20 protein-coding genes and 1 tRNA gene are annotated in these 24,915 nt (G+C 55.3%); 14 read left to right on the forward strand and 7 right to left on the reverse strand.

Going from position 1 to position 24,915, the window contains the following annotated elements:
- Positions 1-3 precede the first annotated feature (3 nt).
- Positions 4-1,137: a GAF domain-containing sensor histidine kinase gene (locus HS103_03215; protein MBE7511811.1), complete on the reverse strand. Its 1,134-nt coding sequence runs from the start codon at positions 1,135-1,137 to the stop codon at positions 4-6.
- Between the two features lie 79 nt (positions 1,138-1,216).
- On the opposite strand from HS103_03215, the gene HS103_03220 reads away from it, so the two are divergent.
- The 5 genes from HS103_03220 (at position 1,217) to HS103_03240 (ending at position 7,156) form a co-directional block, all read left to right on the forward strand.
- Positions 1,217-1,888: a response regulator transcription factor gene (locus HS103_03220; protein ID MBE7511812.1), complete on the forward strand. Its 672-nt coding sequence runs from the start codon at positions 1,217-1,219 to the stop codon at positions 1,886-1,888.
- 377 nt (positions 1,889-2,265) lie between these two features.
- Entirely contained in the window at positions 2,266-4,026 is a 1,761-nt protein-coding gene (locus tag HS103_03225) for a hypothetical protein (GenBank protein ID MBE7511813.1), read from the forward strand.
- Between the two features lie 182 nt (positions 4,027-4,208).
- Positions 4,209-5,309: an ABC transporter permease gene (locus HS103_03230; GenBank protein MBE7511814.1), complete on the forward strand. Its 1,101-nt coding sequence runs from the start codon at positions 4,209-4,211 to the stop codon at positions 5,307-5,309.
- The gene (locus HS103_03235) at positions 5,306-6,505 is read left to right on the forward strand and encodes an ABC transporter permease (GenBank protein ID MBE7511815.1); all 1,200 of its coding nucleotides are present in this window, start codon (positions 5,306-5,308) and stop codon (positions 6,503-6,505) included. The genes HS103_03230 and HS103_03235 overlap by 4 nt, the downstream gene beginning before the upstream one ends.
- 39 nt (positions 6,506-6,544) lie before the next feature.
- Entirely contained in the window at positions 6,545-7,156 is a 612-nt protein-coding gene (locus HS103_03240; protein MBE7511816.1) for a Uma2 family endonuclease, read from the forward strand.
- Positions 7,157-7,226: 70 nt separating this feature from the next.
- Here the strand turns inward: HS103_03240 and HS103_03245 are convergent.
- From HS103_03245 to HS103_03255, 3 genes are all read right to left on the reverse strand, one after another.
- Positions 7,227-7,300 (reverse strand) — tRNA-Tyr (locus HS103_03245).
- Between the two features lie 221 nt (positions 7,301-7,521).
- Positions 7,522-8,376 carry a carbohydrate ABC transporter permease gene (locus HS103_03250; protein ID MBE7511817.1) on the reverse strand — a complete coding sequence of 285 codons (855 nt, stop codon included), beginning with the start codon at positions 8,374-8,376 and terminating at the stop codon, positions 7,522-7,524.
- 12 nt (positions 8,377-8,388) lie between these two features.
- Positions 8,389-9,423, reverse strand: a complete 1,035-nt coding sequence (locus HS103_03255) for a sugar ABC transporter permease (protein ID MBE7511818.1) — start codon at positions 9,421-9,423, stop codon at positions 8,389-8,391.
- 688 nt (positions 9,424-10,111) lie between these two features.
- Here HS103_03255 and HS103_03260 point away from each other — a divergent pair.
- The 3 genes from HS103_03260 (at position 10,112) to HS103_03270 (ending at position 14,434) form a co-directional block, all read left to right on the forward strand.
- Complete coding sequence (locus tag HS103_03260) at positions 10,112-11,620, forward strand: S1 RNA-binding domain-containing protein (GenBank protein MBE7511819.1); 1,509 nt, start codon at positions 10,112-10,114, stop codon at positions 11,618-11,620.
- 200 nt (positions 11,621-11,820) lie between these two features.
- Complete coding sequence (locus tag HS103_03265; GenBank protein MBE7511820.1) at positions 11,821-13,026, forward strand: ribonuclease D; 1,206 nt, start codon at positions 11,821-11,823, stop codon at positions 13,024-13,026.
- 694 nt (positions 13,027-13,720) lie between these two features.
- The gene (locus tag HS103_03270) at positions 13,721-14,434 is read left to right on the forward strand and encodes an SET domain-containing protein (protein ID MBE7511821.1); all 714 of its coding nucleotides are present in this window, start codon (positions 13,721-13,723) and stop codon (positions 14,432-14,434) included.
- 48 nt (positions 14,435-14,482) lie between these two features.
- Here the strand turns inward: HS103_03270 and HS103_03275 are convergent, their stop codons facing one another.
- Positions 14,483-15,373: a GAF domain-containing protein gene (locus HS103_03275; GenBank protein ID MBE7511822.1), complete on the reverse strand. Its 891-nt coding sequence runs from the start codon at positions 15,371-15,373 to the stop codon at positions 14,483-14,485.
- Positions 15,374-15,531: 158 nt separating this feature from the next.
- On the opposite strand from HS103_03275, the gene mtaB reads away from it, so the two are divergent.
- The 5 genes from mtaB (at position 15,532) to HS103_03300 (ending at position 20,522) form a co-directional block, all read left to right on the forward strand.
- Positions 15,532-16,857: a tRNA (N(6)-L-threonylcarbamoyladenosine(37)-C(2))-methylthiotransferase MtaB gene (gene mtaB / locus HS103_03280; protein ID MBE7511823.1), complete on the forward strand. Its 1,326-nt coding sequence runs from the start codon at positions 15,532-15,534 to the stop codon at positions 16,855-16,857.
- On the forward strand, positions 16,854-17,924 hold the full coding sequence (locus HS103_03285; GenBank protein ID MBE7511824.1) for a glycosyltransferase family 2 protein: 1,071 nt from the start codon (positions 16,854-16,856) through the stop codon (positions 17,922-17,924). Before mtaB ends, HS103_03285 begins: the two co-directional genes overlap by 4 nt.
- Complete coding sequence (locus tag HS103_03290; protein ID MBE7511825.1) at positions 17,908-18,900, forward strand: glycosyltransferase family 2 protein; 993 nt, start codon at positions 17,908-17,910, stop codon at positions 18,898-18,900. The genes HS103_03285 and HS103_03290 overlap by 17 nt, the downstream gene beginning before the upstream one ends.
- Before the next feature lie 80 nt (positions 18,901-18,980).
- Positions 18,981-19,619, forward strand: coding sequence for a hypothetical protein (locus HS103_03295; protein ID MBE7511826.1), 639 nt, complete (start codon positions 18,981-18,983; stop codon positions 19,617-19,619).
- A complete protein-coding gene (locus HS103_03300; protein ID MBE7511827.1) occupies positions 19,620-20,522 on the forward strand; it encodes an SPFH/Band 7/PHB domain protein in 903 nt (300 codons plus the stop codon).
- A gap of 69 nt (positions 20,523-20,591) precedes the next feature.
- On the opposite strand, the gene HS103_03305 is transcribed toward HS103_03300, so the two are convergent.
- Both HS103_03305 and HS103_03310 read right to left on the reverse strand, forming a co-directional pair.
- Positions 20,592-21,698, reverse strand: coding sequence for an alanine--glyoxylate aminotransferase family protein (locus HS103_03305; GenBank protein MBE7511828.1), 1,107 nt, complete (start codon positions 21,696-21,698; stop codon positions 20,592-20,594).
- A gap of 13 nt (positions 21,699-21,711) precedes the next feature.
- Entirely contained in the window at positions 21,712-22,785 is a 1,074-nt protein-coding gene (locus tag HS103_03310) for a hypothetical protein (protein MBE7511829.1), read from the reverse strand.
- A gap of 222 nt (positions 22,786-23,007) precedes the next feature.
- Here HS103_03310 and HS103_03315 point away from each other — a divergent pair, with 222 nt between their 5' ends.
- The gene (locus HS103_03315; GenBank protein MBE7511830.1) at positions 23,008-24,888 is read left to right on the forward strand and encodes a protein kinase; all 1,881 of its coding nucleotides are present in this window, start codon (positions 23,008-23,010) and stop codon (positions 24,886-24,888) included.
- The last annotated feature ends 27 nt before the right edge of the window (positions 24,889-24,915 follow it).

The raw sequence follows: 24,915 nt of genomic DNA on the forward strand, positions 1-24,915 counted from the left end.
CACTTAGCCTATAGGCAAGGTCACTTCGATGGTCACGCCGCGCCCCGGATGGGCGATCACCTGAACAATCCCACCTAAGTGTTGAACGCGCTGACGGATGTTATGCAAGCCAATCCCGGGCTGAACGGCGATGGAGTCATAGCCAATGCCGTTGTCGGAAATGACCAGCGAGATCGTGTCATGAGTTTCATGGAGATCGAAGTAAACTTCTGTTGCCTGTGCATGGCGGACGACATTTGAAAACGCCTCGCGGGTGATCTGAATCAGAGCGTGAACGACTGCTTCGGTTAGTCCCGTAAAGCTAGACGATAAATCCATCACCAACCGCGCCGAAGAAACTTCTTCAAAACGCGCCCGAATCTCATCCATCTGCTGGCGTAAATTGAGGGTGAATTCCACACCAGCCCGCAAGTTTGCGATGTAACGGCGCAGATCATCAATGACCCGATCCAAATCGCTGTTCACGGCGTTCACCTGTCCAGTGATCTCCGTATCACCGGCATGACTCAGACGCATGAGTTCCAGCTTGATGCCGATGGCATAGATCGATTGGATGATTCCATCGTGAAGTTCCATGCTGATGCGATCCCGTTCCTCGACAACGGCAAGTTTGCGCAGTTGTTCGGCGGTGCGGGCGTTTTCAATGGCAATGGCAGCATAGGCAGAAAGAAGGCGGATGATCCGTTCATCTTCTTCATCAAAGGGTTTGCCATCCAAGCGATCACACAGGTAAAGATTGCCTAAATGCCGCCCCCGCGCAAGAATGGGAACACCGAGGAAACTCGTCATCAGCGGATGGTTGCTGCAAAACCCAGTTGAGCGCGGATCGCTTTGCATATCATTCAAGCGGATTAGCGCGGAGGTTGCCGACAACGCGCCAAGCAAGCCGTGACCACGCGGTTGTTTGTCCATATGAGCAAGCTGATCGTCTGCCATGCCATAGGTGATGAACTGCGCCAAACCGCCAACGCCATCGGGAACGCCGAGCGCCGCATACTTCGCCTTCACCAGTTTCCCGGCAATTTCCGCCAAGCGGCGGAGGATGTGTTCGAGGGTGAATTCTTCCGTTAGGGCTGAAAGTGCCTCACCAAGAGCATTCAACCGTTCATCGCCAGGTTCTGTACTAACATTTGTCATAATGACTCGTGATCTTCATCATAGACGGGTGAGTGTGAGTCATTGTACCCTAAAGTGAGAGAGACAGAGACTAACCATTATGACCATTAACCACCATATCCGGGTATTGATCGCTGATGATCATGAAGTTGTACGGATGGGGATTCGCACCCTTCTGAGCCAACACCCTCACTTGCATGTCATTGCCGAGGCAGCCAGCGGCGAGGATGCTATCCAAATGGCGATAGAACATCATCCCGATGTCGCCGTTTTGGATGTGCGAATGCCGGGCATGTCTGGCGTTGAGGCGTGCGCTCAGATCATCCGCCAAGTGCCAACGACGCGGGTTGTCATGTTGACCAGTTATGCGGAGGATGATCTACTCTTTGCCGCCATTCGCGCCGGCGCATCGGGCTATGTCTTGAAGCGCATCGGCAGCGACGACCTTGTGCGCACGATTGAAGCCGTAGGGCGTGGCGAATCGGCAATCGATCCCTCCATGACGGCGGCGATCTTTCGGGAAGTTCGTGAAGCAGAAAAACACCGCGAATCGGCTGTGTTTGCCGACCTGACCGCGCAAGAAATGCGCGTTTTGGCGCTGATTGCCGATGGGCTGACGAACCGCGAGATTGCCGGGCGGCTTTTTCTTGGCGAGGGAACAGTGCGCAACTATGTGAGCAACCTCTTAAGCAAGCTGCACCTTGCCAACCGCGCCGAAGCCGCCGCCTTTGCCGTGCAGCATCATGTGAAAGAGTACCTTTCGGAAGGGTGAGGATGACCCCTCACCCCCTTATTCTATAGTCATGGCGAGTTAGGATGTTGAGGTGATCCGCATCCTTTCCATCCGCACCCTCTAAAAAACACTTACAGCATTTTTCAAGGAGATTGATCCCTTAATGGTTGATAACCCCTCTTATCACGATATACTTACTAATGGGTTAGGCGGTGGTGAGCAAGGGGTAAACGAACGACGCCCGCCCTTCTTGTAAGAAGGCTGGTTGTAGCCCAACCAGTGAGGGTACTGCAATGTCCTCTTTCTCGTTTGCTCCCATCACAATCTAGCGTCATAATCTCCCTTATGCGGTGTTCTGTTGTATCGAATGCCGCTCATAGAGATCGTTTCCAGATTAGTGAGGGAGACCAGAGACAATGAAACGTTTACTTGCCCTCGTGGTTATTTTTGCTTTGGCATTCGGTGGCTTTGCCGCCCTGCCGCGTCCGGTGGCTGCTGCCGATGCTCCTAGCGGGACATTCCTCGGTACGTGGCCCTATGCCCTTCCCCCCAATCACCACCTAAGTTCCTTTGCAGCGGGTGGCTTGGGCGATAACCTCGGCGTGATCTATCGCCAGATGGTGCAAATGCCCTTTGCCTTCTATATGTGGGCGCAAGATAAGTACGAGCCACTGCTTGCCGAATCATTCGGCTATAACAGTGACATGACGGCATACGATGTGAAACTTCGCGCCGATGCGAAGTGGAGCAATGGCGATGCAGTGACTGCCGACGATGTGATCGCCACCTATGCGCTGGGGCGTATTCGTGGTTGGGCGCAGTTCACCTACTTTAGCGAGGTGAAAAAAGTTGATGATTTGACGGTTTCCTTTGTCGTTAAGGGTGAGGCGTCCCTTTTGGCAGAACGCCTTGTCTTGAAAGAATATATCCTTGACCGCGCCACATGGGGCGCGTTGGCAGATGAAGCCACCGCTCTCGTTGCCGCCGGCAAGACAAACGCCGATCAGGAATGGAAAGACCTGAACGCCAAAATTACCGATTTCCGCCCTGAGACGCTGAATGCCTCTGGTCCGTTCACCTATACCCTTGACGATGTGAACGATAAATACCTGACTCTGAAATGGCAGCCCAACAGCATTTTCTCTGGCAGCGTGAAGTTTGGGGAAATCCGCCTGTGGGCAGGTGAAACCGATGCCACGACCCCCCTTGTGCTGAGCGGCGAGTTGGCGCACAGCACAAATGTCTACCCGCCAGCGGCGCAGCAGGCATTCAAAGATGCTGGCGTGCGCTTGATTGTGCAGCCGCGTATGTACGGACCCGCCTTGCTCTTTAAGCACGATGTGTATCCCTTCGGGATCAAAGAAATCCGTCAGGCAGCCGCCTATGCCATCAACCGTGAGCAAAGCGCCTTCCTGACGAACGGCTTCGGGGCGATGGGAACAGTCTACATGTGCGGGCTGCTCGATAGCTCTGTGCCGGGGCTGCTCAATGAGGATGTGATTGCCAAGCTAAACCGCTATGAGTTGAACCTTGAAAAAGCGGCGGAACTCATGACAGCGGCAGGCTTCACCAAGAACGCTGATGGCAAGTGGGCGGATAAGGACGGCAAAACGGTCAAGGCGGAATACAAGTTCCCTGCCGAATTCGCTGACTTTTCCGCCGCTGCCCAAGACGCCATTCAACAACTGAATGACTTCGGTTGGGACATCACCGCACGGGCGCTGCCCTGGCAGCAAACGGCGGAGGATATCCGTCAGGGCAATTTTGAACTCTCTGTCTGGAGTTGGGGGAACACCTCGCCCTTCGCCGCCCGCCAATTCTTCGGGCCCGTCCAACGTTTCAACTACGTTGGTTTGCCGGAAGGTCAGGTGGGGATGAACTTCCAAATGAAGTTTGAATACGGCGGCAAAGAGATCGACCTCAACGAGATGATCAACCTCTCCAGCAGCAGCATGGATCCCGCCGTCCTGAAGGAACGGGCGGGCGAGGTGGCAGTGATCATCAACGATCTGATGCCCTTTGTTCCCTTGAATGTGATCCTCAGCACTGAACCATGGAACACTAAACTGGTCTCTGGCGGTCCTGCCGATGGCGACCCCATCTTGCAGAATCCTAGCCCGGATCACTTTATCATTTGGTATATGCTGAACGGTACCATCACACCGCCTGCCCAATAGCCCATCCTTTAGATGCTTATCCCCTGAGGGCACCCCCCTCAAGGGGCTTTTGCAAAGGTTGTTTGTTCAGCGGGTGGAAGGGCTATTGCCCTCCTTCTTTACTCGCCGTATCGGGCGCACGCTTGTGAGGTGCGCCCTTTTCTTACTAGCCACCTAAAAACTTTTTTCGAGAACGGTACGCTATGCACAGTGAAACACTCTCCCCACCAGCGGATACCTCTACCCCAGAGAGGCGTTCTCGGCTTGGTATGCTCTGGAAGAATGCCCGCAAAAGTTATATCTTGCGATCCATTGCGCAAGGGCTGTTTACGCTCTGGGCGGTGACAACCTTCACTTTTGTTTTGATTCGCTTTTTGCCCGGCAACCCTGTAGACATCAAAATTCAACAACTGATCAACAGCCAAAACCTGACCTATGAGGAAGCCGCCCGCCAAGCCGCCGGGTTGTTTCCCTTTGATCCAAGCGAACCGGTGGTTACCCAATACATGCGCTTTATGGGAAACTTGCTGCGAGGGGATTTGGGAAAATCGATCACCTCGCCCAGTACAACAGTGGTGTCCCAAATTGCCGAATTTTTGCCATGGACGCTCTTTAGTGTCGGCTTGGGGCTGCTGATCAGCTTTACGCTGGGAACGTTAATTGGCGTAGCCATCGCCTATTGGCGCGGCGGGCTGTTCGATAACATCGTCACCTTTTTTTCCTCGATCCTCTATGGGATTCCCGATTTCGTCATTGCCTTGTTGATCATCTTGATTGGCGGTGTCCAATTAGGTTTGTTCAAGCCGGGGAGTTTGCAAGGCGGCTCTGATCCCGGGATTCCGCCGGGCTTTACCCCCGAATACATCAGCAGTTTGCTTCGGCATGTCTTTTTACCGCTGGTGACTTATCTCACCACAACGATTGGCGGCTGGATTTTGACCATGAAAAGCAGCACGATCACCACGCTTGGCGAAGATTACATCACAGTGGCAAAGGCACGAGGGCTTTCCCAACGGCGGATTTTGCTTGGCTATGTGGGACGCAATGCCCTGCTTCCGCAGGTCACTCGTTTGGCGATTAGTGTGGGGTTCATCCTCGGTGGGTCGGTCATTATTGAAACCATTTTTAATTATCCTGGCTTAGGGCGGACGCTCAGCAATGCCATTATCGCCCGTGATTACACAACGATGCAGGGTGTCTTTCTCGCCATTGCTATGGCGGTGATCCTCTCGAATATGCTTGCCGATTTACTCTATGGGATGCTTGATCCGCGTGTGCGGGTGGGGGGAGGATCATCACGATGACACCGGGAACACCAAGTGGGATCATCGCGGCTTCCCCTGTTGGGCTGCTCATTGGGGCGCTGTGCGGACTTATCCCCCTATTGATCGCCTTCCGTTACAAACGCTACCGCATCGGCGTGGGAGGGTTTTTGGCGTGTTTGTTCAGCGGCTTCGCCTGTGGTGCGTTGGGCGGTGTGCCGATGATTTTGCTGGCGTCCGCCGTTGTCATTTCTTATGTGTATGTCGATAGGCAAGACCCCTTCACCTCACGGGAATCCTTAGAGAACGTCGATTTCAGCGAATCGAACAGCGAATTTTTTCTTCGTCAAATGGCACGTTTGGGGATGTCTCTGCGTTCGTATTGGCGAGGGTTGACCCGCAACCGAGCGGGCTTTCTCGGCTTTTTGGGGCTGCTGTTCTTCTTTTTGCTGCTCACCATTGGTCCCCTGTTTATCCGTTATGAGAGTGCGCCGCAGCTGAGCCGCGCCAAACCCGGCGCCGGAACAGGCTTTCACCCCCCCTCCGCAGAGTTCCCCTTAGGCTTGGATTGGGCGGGGCGGAGCGTCTTAAGCCATATGATCTACGGCGGACAGCCGCTCATCGTGACGGCTATCCAAGCCGGCGCAATCACCACCCTGATCGCTGTCACCTTAGGGGCGTTGGCGGCGCTACTTGGGGGGGTCTTTGATCAAGTCTTGAGCGGTCTCGCCAATTTCATCCTGACCATTCCCCAATTTCCGCTGCTCATTGTCTTGGCGTCGATCATCACCTTTGACAACCGCCTTTATCTGGCGCTTTTATTAGGGTTGTTGGATTGGCCCGTCCTTATGCGGGCGATTCGCGCACAGGTGCTAAGCCTGCGCGAGCGTGATTTTATTCAGGCGGCAATCGCCCTTGATTTAGGCTTGCCCCATCTTATTTTCCGCGAGGTGCTTCCCAACCTGATCAGTTACATCGTCGTCAACATGATTTTTAGCATCCGCGCCGCCGTTTACGCCCTCGTCGGCTTAACCTATTTGGGTATGGTGCCCTTCAAGGAACCAGATTGGGCGGTGTTGATCCTGAATGCACGGCAGCGGGGGGCAATCTTCAACGTCGATGCGATCAGCACGATTCTTTCGCCCATTTTGGCAATTGCTCTGTTTCAGTTATCGCTTGTTTTGTTCACCCGCTCGTTGGAAGAAATCTTTAATCCACGCTTGCGCAGTGGGTTATAAAATAGAGTGAGTGGGTTGATAGTTAGGGAGAGTCAGTTCATGACCGCCGCACCCCATACACCAACAACAGTACGCCTGACGAACGAGGCATTTTGGGCATTTTGCGAGCGTCCCGAAAACGCCGATAAGCAGTTTGAACTGATCGAAGGGATTCCTAGTGAGATGCCCCAACCAAAATGGCTTCACCAAGAAGTCGTGCGTTTAGTGGTTCGGCTGTTAATCCGCTTTCTTGATCATCATCCTCTTGGCGCATGTTATACAGATAACACGGCGTATATCCTAGCGCCTGAGGTGATCCTTGTGCCGGATATCTCATTCATTCGCACCGAACGCTTGGCGGCTTTCGTCAACCTACCCGATTACCCCCCGTTTGCCCCCGATCTGGCGGTGGAGGTTGCCTCGCCAAGCAACACGCCGGTAGACCTCACCGAGAAGGCGGCGCTCTACTTGAAACATGGCACATCCAGCGTCTGGGTGATCTACCCCGAAAAACGGGCGGTGCGCTTTTACCGTCCGGCGGCGGATGGCGGGGTCTATTTCTACGATTTGGTGGGGGATGCCGTCTTGGAAAACGATCCTGTTTTGCCCGGTTTCCGCACCCCGATTACGGCGTTCTTCTCGCCCACTAAAACGGAGGAATCCCCTTCGTAGTGCTATCTATCCTTCATGAATAGCGAATTAGGAATCAAAAAACCCGATCACGTTGTGATCGGGTTTGCTGTCCCGAGGGCTAGATTCGAACTAGCGAATGGCGAATTTACAGTCCGCTGCCTTAGGCCGCTTGGCTACCTCGGGGCGACTAGTGGGGATGATACCATAGCAAGTGGGGAGCGTCAACGGTGCGCTCCCCCAAACACCAACCTCTCTTAGCCTAAGTACACCACAGTGATTTTTAGAAGAACCCCTATCCCCCCGCCGCCTTTCCCTGTGAACGGGGAAAGGGGGCGAATTCCCCAGGCGAGGGGGGGAGGGGGATGAGGGCTGTCTCTTTCTGTGGGTACCGTCCTGATGGACTACTAGCCTTTCACCGCCCCCGCCGTTAGACCGGCAACAATCCGGTTTTGGAAGAACAAGACGAGTGAGATCAGAGGGACAGTGACGACAATGGATGCCGCCATGATCTCCCCGAATGGCTCGTTGCGGGAAATTTCTCCGGTAAAGTTTGCCAGCGCCACCGTCACCGTTTGTGAGCTTGGGCTAACAAAAGTGAAGGTGAGAGCAAAGAGGTATTCGTTCCACGCGGCGATGAACGCCAGCAGTCCCGTTGTGACCATTGCCGGGGCAACCAGCGGGAGCAAGATGCGATAGAACGTCTGGAAGGGCGTACAGCCATCGACAAGGGCGGCTTGCTCCAATTCCCCCGGTAGGGCGCGGAAGAACGCCGTCAGTACCCAGACCGTGAAGGGTAAGGTGAAAATGAGGTAGGAAATGATCAGTGAGGTGATGTTTCCATACGCGCCGATCTCCCGCATGACCACAAACAAGCCCGGCAAGATCGAAATCTGCGGAAAGAGCGTCATAGAGAGAATGAGGTACAAAATGAAGCGTTTTCCCTTGAATTTCAATCGCCCTAGTGCATAGGCAGCAAACGAGCCAAAAACGAGCGCTAAAACGACCACCGTCAGAGCGACGACGGTGCTGTTCAGCAGCCCACGCCAGAAGGTATCTTTCAGAAAAACTGCTTGGAAACTTCGCAAGGTTAATGCTTGCGGGATAAATGTAGCCGGCGTGCGGATCACTTCATTTTCCGTTTTAAGCGCAGAGACCAGCGCCCAATAGAAGGGGAAAATGGTGTAGATAAAAATGAAAATGACGAGCGCCCAAAAGATAATGCGCCCCCAAAGTTCGTTATTCTTCTTTCCGGTGACCATAAGGACGCTTTCCTAATCTTCCTGAACTTGGAAGGTACTCATATACAGGATGGTGAAGGCGAAGATGATGATGAAGATCACCACGCCAATGGCACTGGCATAGCCATATTGGAAGTCTTGCGCCAATTTCTCGTAATTGTAGGACGCCATCGATAACAGCTTACGGTTAAAGAGGACGTAAAACACATCGAAGGCGCGGAGGGCATCCAGCGTGCGGAAGATCAGGGCGATCAGAATCGTTGGCATCAGCAGCGGGAAGGTGATGCGGAAAAAGCGCTGAACCACCGTCGTCCCGTCCACTGCCGCCGCTTCATAGAGATCAGCCGAGATCGTCTGCAATCCGGCGAGGATCAGCAGCGCCATATAGGGGGCGGTTTTCCATACATCGACAAGGATGATCGACAAGAACGGAAAATCGACTAACCACGCCTGCGATCTCTGAATCAACCCCGTCTGGAGCAGAAGGGCATTGAGAAACCGCGAACTGTTATCCCCCAACATCTCTTTCCACAAACGGGTGGAGACTGCGGTTGGGATTGCCCATGGGATGAGCATCACCGCCCGCATGACACCGCGCCCACGAAACTTCGTGTTCACCACGAGGGCAATACCCAAGCCAAAACTGAGTTCAAGAAACACCGAAACAATGGTGAAGAATACGGTATTGAGGATCGCCCCAACAAAATCGCCATCCCCAGCGGTGATCGTCGTCCGTCCACTAAAAATTTGAAGCACCCCTACCCGCGAATAGGTGTAACGTGGGTAGGTATCCGTTGCCTCAACACGGGGGAGAAGGCTTGTAGGCAGGCGTGTTTCATCTGGTGGGATTTGGACAAATTGAATTCCTAACAGCCGTTGATAGTTCTGAAAATTGACATTTTTGACGACAGTTCCTTCCTCAGCGGCAAAACGTTCATCGGTGAGGCTGGCGGTAAATGTCCGTGCAAGGGGGTAAAAGGCGACCAAAATCAACACAATGAAGGTAGGCAAGAGCAAAAGCAGCGCAAGGCGCGTTTGTCGTGCATTAATCGTGTCGAAGCGGGGCATCCTTACCCTCGGTGAGGGGGAGGCTGATGCCGTTGTCATAAGGGTAAAAACCTTTCCAAAAAAGAGCGGTCTTTCAATGTGCCGATTGTAGCGTGTGTCTAGTGTTCCGTCATGCTTGCGCTGTGGCGTTTTGAACAAGCGTGAGCAAGACGGATAGGACTAGCGCTGTAGTTCATGTGTTTGGTTTAGAACCCTCCCTATCCCCTGCCCCTTCCCCGTAGACAGGGAAAGGGGAGAGCCTCTCTCTCGGTGTACGGGGTGGAGATTAGGGTTTCCAAGCTCGGAAGGGGTGGTTTCTTTCAGCCCGCTGCTTTAGCGGCGGGATCACTGGGATTACAATGTCAACATAACCTCGTTCCCAGACACGCCTTTTGCACAGGGGCAAGGCGGCTTCAGTTCGTTCACCATGCCCCTAGGCGACTCCTCTGCGCCATTGCTTTCGAGCGCCATTTTCAAGGACATTGCCCCTCTTGATTGACTTGTTGACTCATCACGCTATACTTGTGGATTGGGGTAGGCTGTAGTCATCAAGGGATAAAACAACTCCGCCCGTCCTTCTTGTAAGAATGCTGGTTGTAATCCAATCAGCGAGGGGTACTGGATGGATGGATGAAAAAACCTTTGACCATCTACCATGCCCCATGATATAATGCCGTTTGTACCCCTGTTGCACGGAGAACGAAAACTGATGGAGTCCAACATTCACGCCGCAGGCGAGCAGGAGCCGGCAGGGGAAATGTCCCCCACGCCTGCTGATTCGCTGGCAAACGGCGTCATAGACGCCGCCCCTGTGGCACATGCCGAGACCTCGCTCCCAATGGCGAGTGTCCCTGAAGACCACGCCCCCGCTGCTGCTGCTGATATAGATGATGCGGCGACGACGGATTCGGCTAACGCCGTAGAGGGGGCAGCCCCTGCGGATCCTTCCGATCCTCAGGTCAAAAAAGGCGCTATCCTTAAGGGAGTTATCGCCCAGACCACGCCCACCGAGATTATGATTGATTTGGGGCTGAAAGCCCCTGCCATTGTGCCGAGCAAAGAGATCGAGCGCATGGATAAAGAGACGATTGATGCCCTTAAGGTTGGCGAAGAGGTTGATGTGTTTGTCCTCAACCCCGAAAACCGCGATGGGTATGTTGTTGTCTCTATCGCCCGCGCTGCCGAGGAACGCGATTGGCGGATGGCGGAAGAACACCGTCAAAATACGAATGTCTATGAAGGCAAAATTGACGGCTACAACAAAGGCGGCTTGATCGTCCGCTTTGGGCGTTTGCGCGGCTTTGTCCCCGAAAGCCAAGCCAGCCGTGACCGCCGGATGCGTGCAGCCGGCACAGACCCCCAGGAAAAGTGGGGATCGATGCGCGGCGAAGATATTTCGGTGAAGGTCTTGGAAGTGGATCGGCAGCGTAACCGCCTGATTCTTTCCGAGCGCGACGCCACCCCCCAACTTCGGGAGCAGAAGAAAGAAAAACTGCTGGACGAATTGCAAGTGGGCGATGTGAAGGTGGGGCGCGTCAAGAGCGTTGCCGATTTTGGCGCCTTTGTCGATGTTGGCGGGGCAGATGGGCTTGTCCACCTCACCGAAATCTCGTGGAAGCACATCAACCATCCCAAAGACGTGTTGAAGGTAGGGCAAGAGGTTGAGGTTGAGGTGATCAACGTTGACCGCGAACGAAAACGCATCGGCTTGAGCATCAAACGCCGCGAAGAAGACCCCTGGAAGGTGATCACCCGCAAATATCAAGAGGGTGAACTCGTTCAAGGGACGATCACCAAGCTGACCAAGTTTGGCGCTTTTGCCCGCTTGGTGGATAACCCCGAAATTGAAGGGTTGATCCATATCAGCGAACTTTCCACTCAGCGGGTGACGCACCCCAAAGAGGTCGTCAATGAAGGGGATGTGTTGACCCTCCGCGTCGTGAAGATCGACTCCGATGAGCGTCGCCTGGGGCTGAGCTTAAAACGGGCGAACAGCACTGCCTATATAGAAGCCGACATCAAACGGGCGATGAGTCCGGCGAGGGAAGCCAACCCCGGCGCCGATATTGCCGACTTTGAGGCGCAGCAGTTGAAAGAAGGCGAACGCCGCCGTGACCGCAAAAAAGGCGGCGGGGGCAGTAGTGGTGGTGGTGGAAAGCGCGGCGGCAAGAAAGGCAAGGGCGATTTCTCCGACGATTATGGGGATGATTATCGCTAAACCCAAAACCCTTCAGCGCCTGTTCTCCGTGCCGCGCTGAATGAAACCGCCTTTCTCGTTCGTCGGGGAGGGCGGTTTTTGATTTCCCCCCCTCCGGTCATATCCGGTCATGATTTCCAAACCTTGCCTCACTGCCCAAAATTCGGCATAATGACACTCATTCATACGATCTCATTTAGCCTAATTCTAAACGTGCCATCATGACTACATCCTTGCCACCGATTCAAATGATCGACTCCGATCAAAGCCTTCTGCGTCTCGTTGAGCGCCTTGCCAATGAAGCGCTGATCGCCGTAGATACCGAATCGAACAGCCTCTACGCCTACTATGAGCGCGTTTGCCTCATCCAAATCAGCACGCAGACGGGCGATTGGGTGATCGATCCCCTTGCCCTTGATGATTTATCGCCCCTCGGCACGATCTTTGCTGACCCCCATATCGAAAAAGTCTTTCATGCCGCTGAATATGATTTGATGTGCTTGAAGCGGGATTACGAATTCATCTTTCTAAACCTCTTTGATACGATGGTCACTGCGCGGATTTTAGGACGCAAAGCCATTGGGTTGGGCAGCCTTTTGGAAGATTATTTCGACTTACACATGGATAAGCGCTTTCAAAAAGCGAATTGGTCGGAGCGCCCCCTGCCCAAAGACATGCTCCGCTATGCCCAGAAAGACACCCATTACCTTCCCGCCTTGCGAGATAAACTCTATGAGGAATTGGTCGGGCGTGGTCTGCTTGAGGAGGCGCTTGATGTGTTTGCCACCTTTGCCGCACTTACCCCGCCGGCTGCCAGCACCCGCCACTTTAACCCTGATGAAGTCTGGAACATGCCTGCTGCTCGCCGTCTAAACCGCCGCCAGATGGGGGCGCTGCGCGAGATCGCTATCCTCCGTGAGGAAATTGCGCAGACGAAAGACGTTCCTCCCTTCAAGGTGATGCTTGATGAGACGATGGTTATCCTTGCCGAAAGCGCCCCCCAACACCCGCGAGACCTCTCGAAGGTGCGCGGTGTTACGCGCTGGATCAGCGGGCGTTATGCCGAGGATACGATTGCCGCGATCACGCGGGGGTTGAATAGCCCTCCAACCCGCCGCCCACCGCCCGCCGCCCAAGATGATGCCCTCACCCAAACGCGCTACAACGCCCTCCGCGAATGGCGTCGAAAACTTGCCGATGCACGCGGGGTTGAGAGCGACGTGATCATCCCGAAAGACATTCTGCTGACCATTGCCCGCCTTGCCCCCGACACCCGTGAAGGGCTGGCGATGATCACCACGATGGGCGCGTGGAAACGGGAGCGCTATGGGGCAGAGATCATCGAAGTATTAGCGTCTGTTGCCCCGCCCCCCACCCCCAAACCTAAACGGCGGCGCAAATCCACCCTGCCCAAGCAAGATACCTAACCAGTTTTTGGGGGATGGGCTGTTTGGGGTAACTAGGGGCAGCCCAAACAGCCCACCCTTTGTGGGAGGGTAGGCTGGATGGTTGTTTCGGTTGTGCCGCGCCTTTGTCGGGCAGCCATCACCGCTGGACGAACACGGTCTTGCCGTCGTTCCGCCTACCGCGCCGCCTACCGCCTTTCTTGGAAGAAGGCAGGTATCCGGGTTGGTGGCTACTTAAGCGGACTAGACTGCTTGATAAGGTACGGTGGGCGACCTTTGGGAAGGTGATACCGTTCGGTATGCTTTAGACGCGAAACCACAGTGCGCAGTGTGTGGGAGCGATTGTAGCACAAAAGTTCTAATATGTCAAGGGGTGGGTTTAGGCAGTGTGTGGGGAAAAGGCTGCCGGCGTTCAAGCAGGAATGAACGACGAGCCGTTCGCCACAGGGATGGTTGGAAGCCCCCCTGAGGCTGTACCGCCGCGCCCTTTGCCCGTACACAGGCAAAAGGGGCAAATGAATTCTCCCTCTCCGCTTGCGAGGGGGGGCGCGATCAATCCACCACGCCAGCGCTCTTTTCCCCCTCTTTTGGGGGGTTATTCAAACCGCCAAATTGACCCCTTCTCAAATTTCCCAAAATGGGCATACAATGCACTCTAGATCACGACCCGCTCACGGGATGAATATGCATCAGAAAGGGATTTGCAGAGCCTTGTATGAGTTACACGACAGCTACCAGTTCGTCCGAACAACGCTTTATCGAGAAAGGCGTTGTCGCTAAACCTATCGGGTCTATCGGTTGGGGGCTATTTGCCGAGACGACCTTTGCCCCCGGTGAACCTGTTTTTCAGCTTGAACTCCAAGATGAGTCCCGACTAAGCGTTCGCCTTTGGGCGGATGCTTTCCACAAATATAACGACAGGTCGGTCACCATCATCCCCGATTTTTCCCTCTGTGTCGAACCTGAACACCCTTTTTGGTATGTAAATCATCATTGTGAACCAAACAGCGGGTTTGTCAATTGGGGATGGGTAGAGGAAGGAAAGATTCCCTTTGTTGCCCACCGCCCGATTCAGCCCGGTGAGCAAATACACTGTGACTATTCTTTAATTACTGTTCCCCATGATGGCTCGGCGCAAGGGGCGCCCTGGGTGATGAATTGTTTGTGTGGGGATGCCCACTGCCGAGGGGAACTCGTTGGCTTTCACGCCTTGCCCTTGCCGCTTCAATTGGCGGGAATGCTCCCCGAAGAAATGCCTCGCGGACGCATCCCGGCAAATGTCTTGTCCTACGAACCAGCCCTTGTCGAGATTTTGAAAGCCTATCCCAAACAGTATCGCAGCTATCTCGATGCGCTGCGCCAGATACGGGATATTTCCGTGTTTTTCCATCGGAAATTTGATACCCCCGGCGCCCGTATCAGCGCTTAACATCTAGGGAGAGGTCTAGCCCCCCACCCGTTGGCAGGTGAGAGGGGCTTATTTTCCTTCTTCGTTCCCCTCATCCTTCCGGCGGCGCAGGGTGCGTGCCATCGCTTCTAATTCTCGGAAGTATTCGGAATTGGTGATTTCTTTGACTTGTTTGTCCTTCTTGCCCTCGTCAATCATGATCCGCAGTTCTTGAACTTCCTTCTGCGCCACGACCAAATCTGCCTTCACTTGCGAGAACAAGCGGGCGTTCTGAATGGCGATAGAGGCTTGGTTGGCAAAGGCGCTGAGGATGGACAAACTATCGGGGTTAAAGACCCCCTGCCCAATGTGATTATCGGCATACAGCACGCCCACAATCTGCCCTCGTACTTGCAGCGGCACGCAAATGATCGAGCGTAGGGCGTGACTCATCACGCTCTGCATCCCCTGAAAGCGGGCATCGTCTTGGGCATTCGTGGTTAGGATGGGCTGCCGTTGTTCAATCGCTGTGTTGATGATCCCTCGGCTGAAAATCGCTTCCCCCTCAAGGAGCGACTCCCGATCCCAATTCCGTGCTGTGCGAATCTCCAATTCCCCGGTGTTTTTATCTTGGAGCATGAGGTAGCCCCGTTCTGCCCCGGTCAGTTGGATCACGGTGTCCATGACCTCTTCCAGAACGCGGTCTAGCTCCAAAGACGAATTGAGCAGGGCTGAAACGCGCACGAGTTCTTGAAGTTGATGCAGCCGTCCAGCATTTTGGGAAACACCACTACTGACCGATTCAAGGTCTTGGCGCACCGTGCGCACCATCCCCGTGAGATCTACAGAGAGTTGAATCCCACGTTTCCGTAATGCCTGAAGGCTTTGTTCGAGTGCCGTCTCTAACCGATCCAGATTTTGGGTCAAGTGGTTAAAGGTCTCGGTAAAATTCGCCGGTTTTGTATTGGATTGGTCGGTCATCGAGATTTGCATTCCTCAGCGGGTCATGCCAACGGCTGATGAGGGTAGTATACGCCATTGCCTATCATGATACAATAAGTAGCCTTATCAATGCCATGTTTCCTGCGGCGAAGGGCGTGAAGACGACGACATAGGAGTGAGGAGAGCAGCACGCTGCCATGTCCGAAAAACGAACGATTCACCTTCGCAACCTCGGCTGTCGGCTGAATCAGGGCGAGATCGATCAGATGGCGCGGCAGTTCAGCGGGAACGGGCATACCGTCACGGCTGAACCCGAAACCGCCGGCGTTATTGTGATCAACACCTGTGCGGTCACCGGAGATGCCGTCCGCAGCAGCCGCCAAACAATCCACCAAATGCACCGCGCCAACGCCGACGCCCACATCGTGGTCACCGGTTGTTATGCCCATATTGCGCCCCAAGACATTCAGGGTTTGCCCGGCGTCAGCCATGTGATCGATAACCTTGCCAAAGAGTCGCTTGTCTCTATCGTCACCGGAGAGCCGCTCAGCGCGCCAGAAGTCTATGATCATGAACCTCTTCAACGGGAGGCAATCATCGGGGCGGGTGGGCGAACGCGGGCATTTCTGAAAGTTCAAGATGGCTGTGATCGCCACTGCGCCTTCTGTGTGACTCGCTTGGCGCGGGGGGCGGGACGCAGCAAAGCGGTTGCCGCCATTGTTGCCGAGGCGCAGGGGTTGGTTGCAGCGGGCTACCGCGAACTTGTCCTGACCGGTGTCCATTTGGGCAGCTATGGCGAGGATCAGGGCGCGGGATTCGCCCTCTGGGAACTCCTTGCGGCGCTGCTAAGCGACACCGACGCGCCACGAATTCGCTTATCGTCCTTAGAGCCATGGGGAATCCCCGATGGCTTTTTCCGTCTGTGGGAAAATCCGCGCCTGTGCCGCCACCTTCACCTTCCGCTGCAAAGCGGCAGCGATGCGACGCTCAAACGAATGATCCGCCGCACCAGCCAGCGGGAATTCCGCACGATTGTTGAAGCAGCACGGGAGGCGATTCCCAATGTGGCGCTGGCGACGGACGTCATTGTGGGCTACCCGGGCGAAACCGATGCAGAGTTTGCCACAAGCCACACCTTTATTGAGGACATGCATTTCGCCGCCATGCATATTTTTCGTTATAGTCCGCGCCCCGGCACAGCAGCAATAAAACTTCCCAACCATATCTCGGACGCGGTGAAAAAAGCCCGCAGCGAAACCCTTCAGGCGCTTGCCCACCGCGAAGAAACTGCCTATGCCCGCCAATTCATCGGGCAGCCGGTGACTATCCTTTGGGAAGCGGTGAGCGGCGCAAGCGCCGAGGGCTATTTGAACACAGGCTATACGGAAACCTTCCTTCGGGCGCGATGGGTGGGAAAATCCGTCCTGACGAATACGATCACGCCGGCAGTCATTACCGCCTACGAGCCGGAAACACGTCTTGCCCAAGCGTCGCCCTTGGCGGGGTATACTCATCCCTTATGACACCTAACGATCCCCTTGATCTGTCGATCATCATCACCACCTATAACCGCCGCCAACTGCTCCAAGAGGTGGTTGAATCGGTGCTGGGGAAACTCACCTGCACCTACGAGATCATCATTGTCGATGACGGCAGCACCGACGATACACGGGCGTATCTGGCAGCGCTGGGAGCGCCATGCCGCGTTGTTTTGGCGGAGCATGGCGGGGTACAGGCGGCACGCAATCTGGGGACGGGGCTGGCACAAGGGCGCTATTTAAAATTTACCGACGATGATGATGTGCTTGACCCAGAGGCAGTTTCTAGCCAAGTGGCGTATATGGAGCAGCATCCAGAGATCGGCGTTGGCTATTCGGATTGGATGTTCGTGGCGCGAACGAAAGAGGGGAAAATCAAGCGCTGGTTTTACACCATGAGCCAGATCGATGATCCTGTCGGCTACCTGATCATGGATTGGTGGTGTCCGCTCTTTGTCTACTTGTTTCGCGCTGATGCGGTGCGTGGACTGGTCTGGGATACCAGTTTTCGCGTTCTCACCGATATGCGGTTTGTGGTAGAGGCGGCGTTGAACGGCGTCTTGTTTGGCTATCATCCCACCGCGCCGCTCTCCTTGGGGTCGTATCGGGCGCTTCTTCCTCGCCAGCAACGGATAAGCCTTGCTGCCTCAAACGCTGTACGCACGGAACGGGAACTTGAGATTATGCAGCGGATGCAATCCCGTTTGGAGCGCGATAAGGCATGGACTCCTTTCCGCATAGAGGTGCTTGCTGGGCGTTACTTTGGCATTGCCCGCCGGATTTTTCCTGAAGACAAGCGCCTGTTTCGAGCGTTGATCAAGAAGACTCTGGCGCTGCAACCAACCTTTCAACCCGAAGGGAAACGCTACCGACAGTTGATCCGCTGGTTTGGTTATGCCCATGCCGAACGTCTGCGCCGCTTTAGCCTGCGCCTTCGGGAAGGGTACCGTGCCTTACGCCCGCCACCACAATCCCTCTCACCGGAGGGATCATCCCCCGACGACATCATCCCTATTATTTCAACAGGGCGCACGGTTGTCCCCAAATTTTGATCCGATCACTGCTTCCGCCGATGATCCGCTCGTCACGGTGATTATCTGCACCCACAACCGCTGTGCGGTGTTGGCTGAAACACTCAACGCGGTGATGGCACAGGAAGGGGTGGATTTCGCCTTTGTCATCTTGGTGGTTGATAACGCCTCAAAAGATCGCACCCCTCAACTTGTGGAAGCTATCGCCCAACGGGCAGCCGTTGAGATACGCTATATCCTTGATCCTATTGTTGGACTCTCACACGCCCGTAATGTCGCTTTGGATTACGCCCAAACGCCTTATGTCGCCTTTTTGGATGATGATTGTCAGCCTTCACCCCAGTGGTTGGCGGCGCTCATCGAACCGTTTCGGGGAATTGTGCCGCCGCCCGGCGCTGTGGGGGGGCGAATCTGGCTGCGCTGGACAAACGCACCGCCCCGTTGGATGTCCGACGAGTTACGGGGGTATTTTGGCTACCTTGATTATGGTGAGGATGTGCAGTCCGTTCGGATGGTAAATGGAGGGAATATTGCCTTTCCCACAGCGGTTGTTCGCCGCTATGCGTATGACACGCGGTTGGGGTTGGTAGGTCGGCAGCAAACGTTGGGGGAAGATGTTGATATTTTACTGCGGATGCGCAAAGATCATCTCGCCATTTATTATCAGCCGGGTGCGCTCGTTTGGCATATCCTCGGTGAGCAGCGGGAAAACCGCTCATTCCTCCTGAGGCGAAGTCGTGGCTTGGGGCGGCAGCAAGCACAGCTTGCCACGCTCTATCATTACCCGGGACGCTTGGGTGTCCTCCGCCTAATGCTGAAAGAGGCTTGGTCGCGGCGGCATTGGTGGAAGCGGATTGCCCTTGATCTCGTGCGGGGGACACTGCTGCGCAGCGTCCCTGAACGGATGTGGGTACGCAGTACGCTTGTCCGCTTTTTTGCCTTTCAGCGCGTCTTACTCACCCTTGTCGTAAAAGGGGAAAAGACGCTCGGCAGATGAGTGCCATCCCCCAATCTTCAGGGGTGTTGCCTTCATATTCGCCAACCCCGGCTATAATGAAGGGGAAGGAGAGGTTAGGAATGATTCTCCAAGATGCAAATTTGATTTACATGCTGCTCATCGTTGGTCTGTGGACGGCGGTGTTCAGCATCTACACACCCGGGACGGGCGCAGGTGAAACGATTTCCTTCGCCCTTTTGGGCGTGGGAATTTATGCTTTTGCCACCAACCCAATGACGAATTGGATCGCCGTGGGGATGGTCACCGCCGGAACACTTGCCTATCTTCTCTTACCGCTCTACCGTAAAGGGTTGGCGCAGTTGGCGCTTGTTGGGTTAGCGGTACAAATGGCAGGCGGCTTGTTTATCTTCAGCGGGTCGCCTGTGTCGCCCGTCTTGATCGTCTTTACGGCGACGGTTTCCTTCGCCCTTTACCAATGGGCGTTGCTGCCGCTCTTGAACAAACGCCTGAGCGATCCCATCCTCGGTGATGAAGAACTGCTGCCCGGGTCGGTGGGGCGTGTTGTGGCACAAGTCACCCCGGCAGGGGGGACGGTTCATGTGCGCAGTGAGCAGTGGTCTGCCTATAGTGACGACACCATTCCCATTGGCGAAAGTGTCGTCGTGATGCGTCGGGATGGGCTGCGGTTAGTGGTTGCCCGCCAGAAGGATAAACGGGACGCCCGCCGCACGGGTGCAGATGGAGAACTGGAGAACTAAATGCCAAACCAAGTCACAATTCTCATTATCGTCTTTTTGGTCATCATGCTCTTGTGGCTGCTGATGCGGTCCATCAAGATCGTCGCTGAATACAATCGTCTGGTGATCCTCTCGCTAGGGCGCTACGCCGGCACGCGGGGACCGGGCGTGACCATTGTCTTGCCCTGGGAAAACGCGATCAAGGTGGACTTACGGGAACGTTTCCTTGAAATCCCCCGTCAGATTTCGATTACGAAAGACAATGCCAGTATCGCCATTGACTTCCTCGTGTACTACCGCGTGGTCGATCCGAAGTTGGCGATCTTGCAGATTGATGATGTCGTCCAAGCCTCGCTGAACATTGCCACCACAACCCTCCGTGCCGTGATCGGGGATATTCCGCTGGACGACGTGCTGGCAAAGCGCGAGACGATCAACGAATCGCTGCGGGTGAAACTCGATGAGATCACCGAACGGTGGGGGCTGAAGGTCACCAACGTTGAAATCCGCGAGATTGAGCCGCCGCGTGATATTCAAGAGGCGATGAACCGCCAAATGACGGCAGAACGTACTCGCCGCGCCACTGTCACCGCCGCCAGCGGGGAGCGCGAAGCCTCGATTATGGTTGCCGAGGGCGAAAAGCAGGCTGCTATCCTCCGTGCTGAAGGTGAGAAGCAATCCGCCATCCTGACGGCAGAAGGCGAACGACAGGCACAAGCGCTGCGGGCGCAAGGGTTTGCTGCCGCGCTCAGCGTGATTCAAGCCGAGGCGAAGGGGGTTGATGAAAAGACGATGGCGCTCCAATACTTAGAGGCGCTGCAAAAGATCGGCTCGTCGCCTTCTACAAAGTTTGTCCTGCCTATGGAGATCAGCGGAATTGTGGGGCAGATTGTCGCTACGATGAGTGGCGGGAAACAAGCCTAAAGGGAAGGCATCGTGTGAGGGCGCGTCAGAACGCGCCCGGCGAAACCGCATAGATAGCGTTAGGGGTTTTTAGGCTTTCGCCCCATTCAGAAAATCACTCACTGCGGCAAAGAGTTCACGCAGATCGTCCGCCGTCAAATCTGCCATGTGGGCGATGCGAAAGGTTTTATCCTTCAACTGCCCATAACCATCAGAGAGCGTCATCCCGCGCCCCTTTAGGAATTTGTTCAGCGCCTTCACTTCTACATTGCGGGTGTTTGCCACCGTGCTAACCGTTGGCGAGTGGTAGCCTTCCTCGCTGAACATAGCAAACCCCGATTCGACCACCCAATCGCGGGTCATTTCCGCCAGCTTCTGGTGACGGGCAAAGCGGTTTTCCAACCCTTCTACATTGACAATGTAGTCCATCTGCTTTTCGGTAGCATACAGCAGCGAGACGTTTGGGGTAGAGGGGGTATTGTTTTTGACGAGGAAACTTTCCAGTTCAAGGAAGTCAAAATAGTAGCCGCGATAGGGAATTTCCTTCGCCCGCGCCAACGCCCGATCTGAAACAGCGGCAAACGCCAAGCCCGGCGGCAGCGCCATTGCCTTTTGCGTGCTGGTCAGCAGAACATCCAAGCCCAGACCGTCAAAATCGATCTTATAGCCGCCAAAGATGCTTACCGCGTCCACAAGGATCAGGGTGTCTGGGTACTGCTGAATCACCTTCACCATGTCTTCTAGCGGGTTTTTCACCCCCGTGCTGGTTTCGTTCAGGACAATCGCCACTGCGTCGTAGGGCTGTGCCTTCAGGCGCTCTGCCACGTCTTCCGGCTTGATCGCCTTGCCCCATTCGGCGTTGATCACATCGACCTTTTTCCCATTGCGCTCGCTAACATCCGCCCACCGTTCGCTGAACGCCCCGTTCACAAGGTGCAGCACGCGGACGCTATCCCGAATACAGTTGCGTGATGCCGCCTCCCACAAGCCCGTTCCCGACGAGGTGGACACATACACCCGCGATTGGGTGAAGAACGCTTGGCGAAGTTTCGTTTGAACACTGCTGAACAGCGCCTCGAATTCCGCGCCGCGATGCCCAATCATCCAGCGGGCTTGTTCGTCCAGAATTTCTTTCCGAACTTCGATGGGACCGGGAATAAACAGGCGCACATGGTCAGGCTTTTTCACATCGGACATGAGGTCTTCCTTTTTAGTTGTTCGTCGTTTCCACGCGAGTCAGAATTGCCATAGCCTCGTCACGGGCAGGGGTGGGTGTTGGGTCGGTGTCTGTCAGCAGGGCGAGGTAAAGGCTGACATAATCCCCGAAATGGACGGCATAGAGCAGGTGCGCCAATGACGAGGCGCCCTTTGCCGTGACCGTATCAGGAACAATCCCCTCCATCATGAACACTTGCCGCGCCGCTTCCGCCGCTGCCCGAAGGTGCGGCGGCTCGTTCGGCGCTGCCAGACAAAATGCCCCGATACGGATACCCGATGGAATCATCGCCAGCCCTGAAAGCGTGATGAGGGTGAGGTCAGGGAGCGAATCCGCGAGGGCGGGGGCTTTCCCATTCAGGGCGATTTGTGCCTTCCAGCGGCGTGCCGCCGGAATCAGGACGCCGCCAGCGTAAATCAGGGGGAGGCGTCCTATCATTTGAGCAGCGAGGCGTTTTGCTGGATTTTCCGTAGGCGGCACAGAAAACCCGATGATGGGCTGCTCCTCGCGCAGAACACGAATCGCCTCCCCCATGTCAGAATCGAGATCGCGCAGCCAGCCTAGGCGGGCAAAAAACGCCAGCAGTAAGCCAAACTGCCACCCTAATGCCGCCCGTTCAGAGGCAGCCGTTTTATAGCGCCAGAGTGTAGAGCCAGCCCGTTCCGCCGCCGCTGCCAGCGCCCCGCCCATGCTGATCACAAGCATCTTTGCCCCCCGTGCGTCGGCTAGATCGCGTGCCGCGCACAGATCGGCTGAGCTGCCGCTGTGGTCGATCAGGATCACCAGTGTGCTTTGCCCATCGGCAAAGGCGGGCAGATCGCGCCCACCCCAAACACAGATTGGGACATTGCACAGATCGGCGGCATAGGCGGCGAGCATCTCTCCGGCAAGTTTCGCCTCCGCCAACCCAACGATGACGATTCGTGCAATACGCGGGAACGATTCAGCAAGGGGCAGCCCCGCCCCAAGCGCCCACGCCGCCGCCAGATCGTCGGGGAAACGGGCGAGATGGTCACTCATGCCACTGGCATCGGTTTGACGGTAACGGGCGAGATCGTCGGTGGTCACAGCACGCATTCCTCTTGGGAAAATCGTGAATAATAGTACAAAGGAACATGCCCCCTTGCAATAGTCTCCCCTGACGAGTGTTGCTTTACGTAGGATACAACCCCTTTGGATTTGTTTTGTTTGTAAATATTTGTTTTTTTTAATCTACATTAAACCATAAAGCGGACAAGCGCGATACAATGTTTGACGCTTGGTCTCCCTTTACACTCTTCAGGAATCCTGATGGACTCATTGATTGGAAAACGGCTAGGGCAATACGAGATTATCTCCCGTTTAGGGGCGGGGGGAATGGCGACTGTCTACCGCGCACGACAAGCATCGGTGGAACGCGATGTGGCGATCAAAATCATCCGTTCCGACATGATGAATGATCCTGTATTTGCCGAGCGTTTCCGGCGCGAGGCAAACACGATTGCCAAACTGAGCCACCCGCACATTGTGAAGGTCTTTGATTATGGCAGCGAGGGCGACCTTGCCTACCTTGTGATGGAACTCTTGGAGGGGGGCAGTCTTGCCCGCCTGCTCCGTGCCGAAGGGGATATGCCGCTGGAGAAGGCGAGCGAGATGCTCCAGCAGGTAGCGCGAGCGCTGGATGTTGCCCATCAACAGGGAATCATTCATCGCGATTTGAAGCCAGATAATATTTTGCTGGATAGTTTTCGCAACGCCTTTCTCACCGATTTCGGCGTGGCAAAGCTGCTGACCGAACAGAAAATGACCAGCACCGGAGCGGTGATTGGGACGCCCGCCTACATTGCCCCCGAACTCTGGAACGGCAGTTATGCCGATAACCGCAGCGATCTCTACGCGCTAGGGGTGATCGTTTACGAAATGCTCACCGGGCGAGTCCCCCACAATGGGGATACACCCTACCGCATGATGCACATGCACATCTACGAAGATGCGCCGCCAGCAACCAGCATCAACCCGACGCTCCCTCCCGTCATTGATGACTTTTTAGCGGTGGCATTGGCGAAAGACCCTGACCAGCGCTTCCGTTCCGCCGACCACATGGCAACGGTTTTCCAAGCGGCAATCCACAGCGGACGCCTCCCCCCGGGAATCGTCGTCCCCACGCCAACGGGGTCTCAACAAATGCCCAACCGCACCGCCCGCTCAAGGTCTCAGGCTGCCTCATCGATTGGGCGGGGGGGCGCGGTTGTTTTCGGGGTGGTAGGCGTTCTCACCCTTGCCGTGATCGGTCTGCTGTTGAGCATGAGCGGGCGTTCAACGCCGAGCGCCAATCCCACGATCCCCCCTAGCGAAGTTGCCGTGCTGGTGACAGACATGCCAACAATGACAGCGACGGCAACCTATACCGAAACAGCGACATATACCTTCACGCCGTCTCTGACACCGACCGAAGCGCCCAATCAGGAAACGCTCGTTGGCGTGGTCATGGCAACCCTCAGCGCCAAGCAAACACTGGAAGCTATTTCCGTGATGGTATCACACACGGAGACAATGACGATCACCCCGACGGAGACGCCCGATATTCTTGCCACAGCACAGTGGATTGTGGAACAAACAGCAACGGGAAACGCCCTCAGACTGGCGCTGATGGCAACAAAGACCCCGACCCTAACCGCCACCGCCACAAACACCTACACTCCAACACCCACCCCCACAGAGTCAATGCTGCGCATCATGGCGCAGCCCCGCACACGGATTCGGATGGGTCCCGGCACGAATTATCTGGTTTTGGCAGTGGTTGAAACAACAAGCGACTTCTACGCCTTTGCCAAAGTGAAGGGCAAAGACGGGGCAATTTGGTATTTGATTGATGTGCCAAACCTGCAAAAACAGGGCTGGATTTCCGAAGATGTTGTGGAGGTCAGCGATCCGATCTACGCCGTGAATCTCGCTACTGCCATCACCATCCCGCCGCCGCCGCTGAACACGCGCACAGCCACACCGAGTCAGGCAACCTTGACCAGCACCCCCGATGGGGCGAACCCGCTTCCAACGATAATGGCAACAAGTGGGGCAGTAGAAACAGTCCCTGCCCGAACAGCAACGCCCATTCCCCCAACCACCCTGCCCGCGTTCACGCCAACCCGAACGCCTATCCCAACCAGTTGTGGTCCAAACCCATGTACATGATGAGGATGTTTTTTGTACAAGTCATTT

Source organism: Anaerolineales bacterium, assembly GCA_015075625.1.
GTDB lineage: Bacteria > Chloroflexota > Anaerolineae > Aggregatilineales > UBA2796 > UBA2796.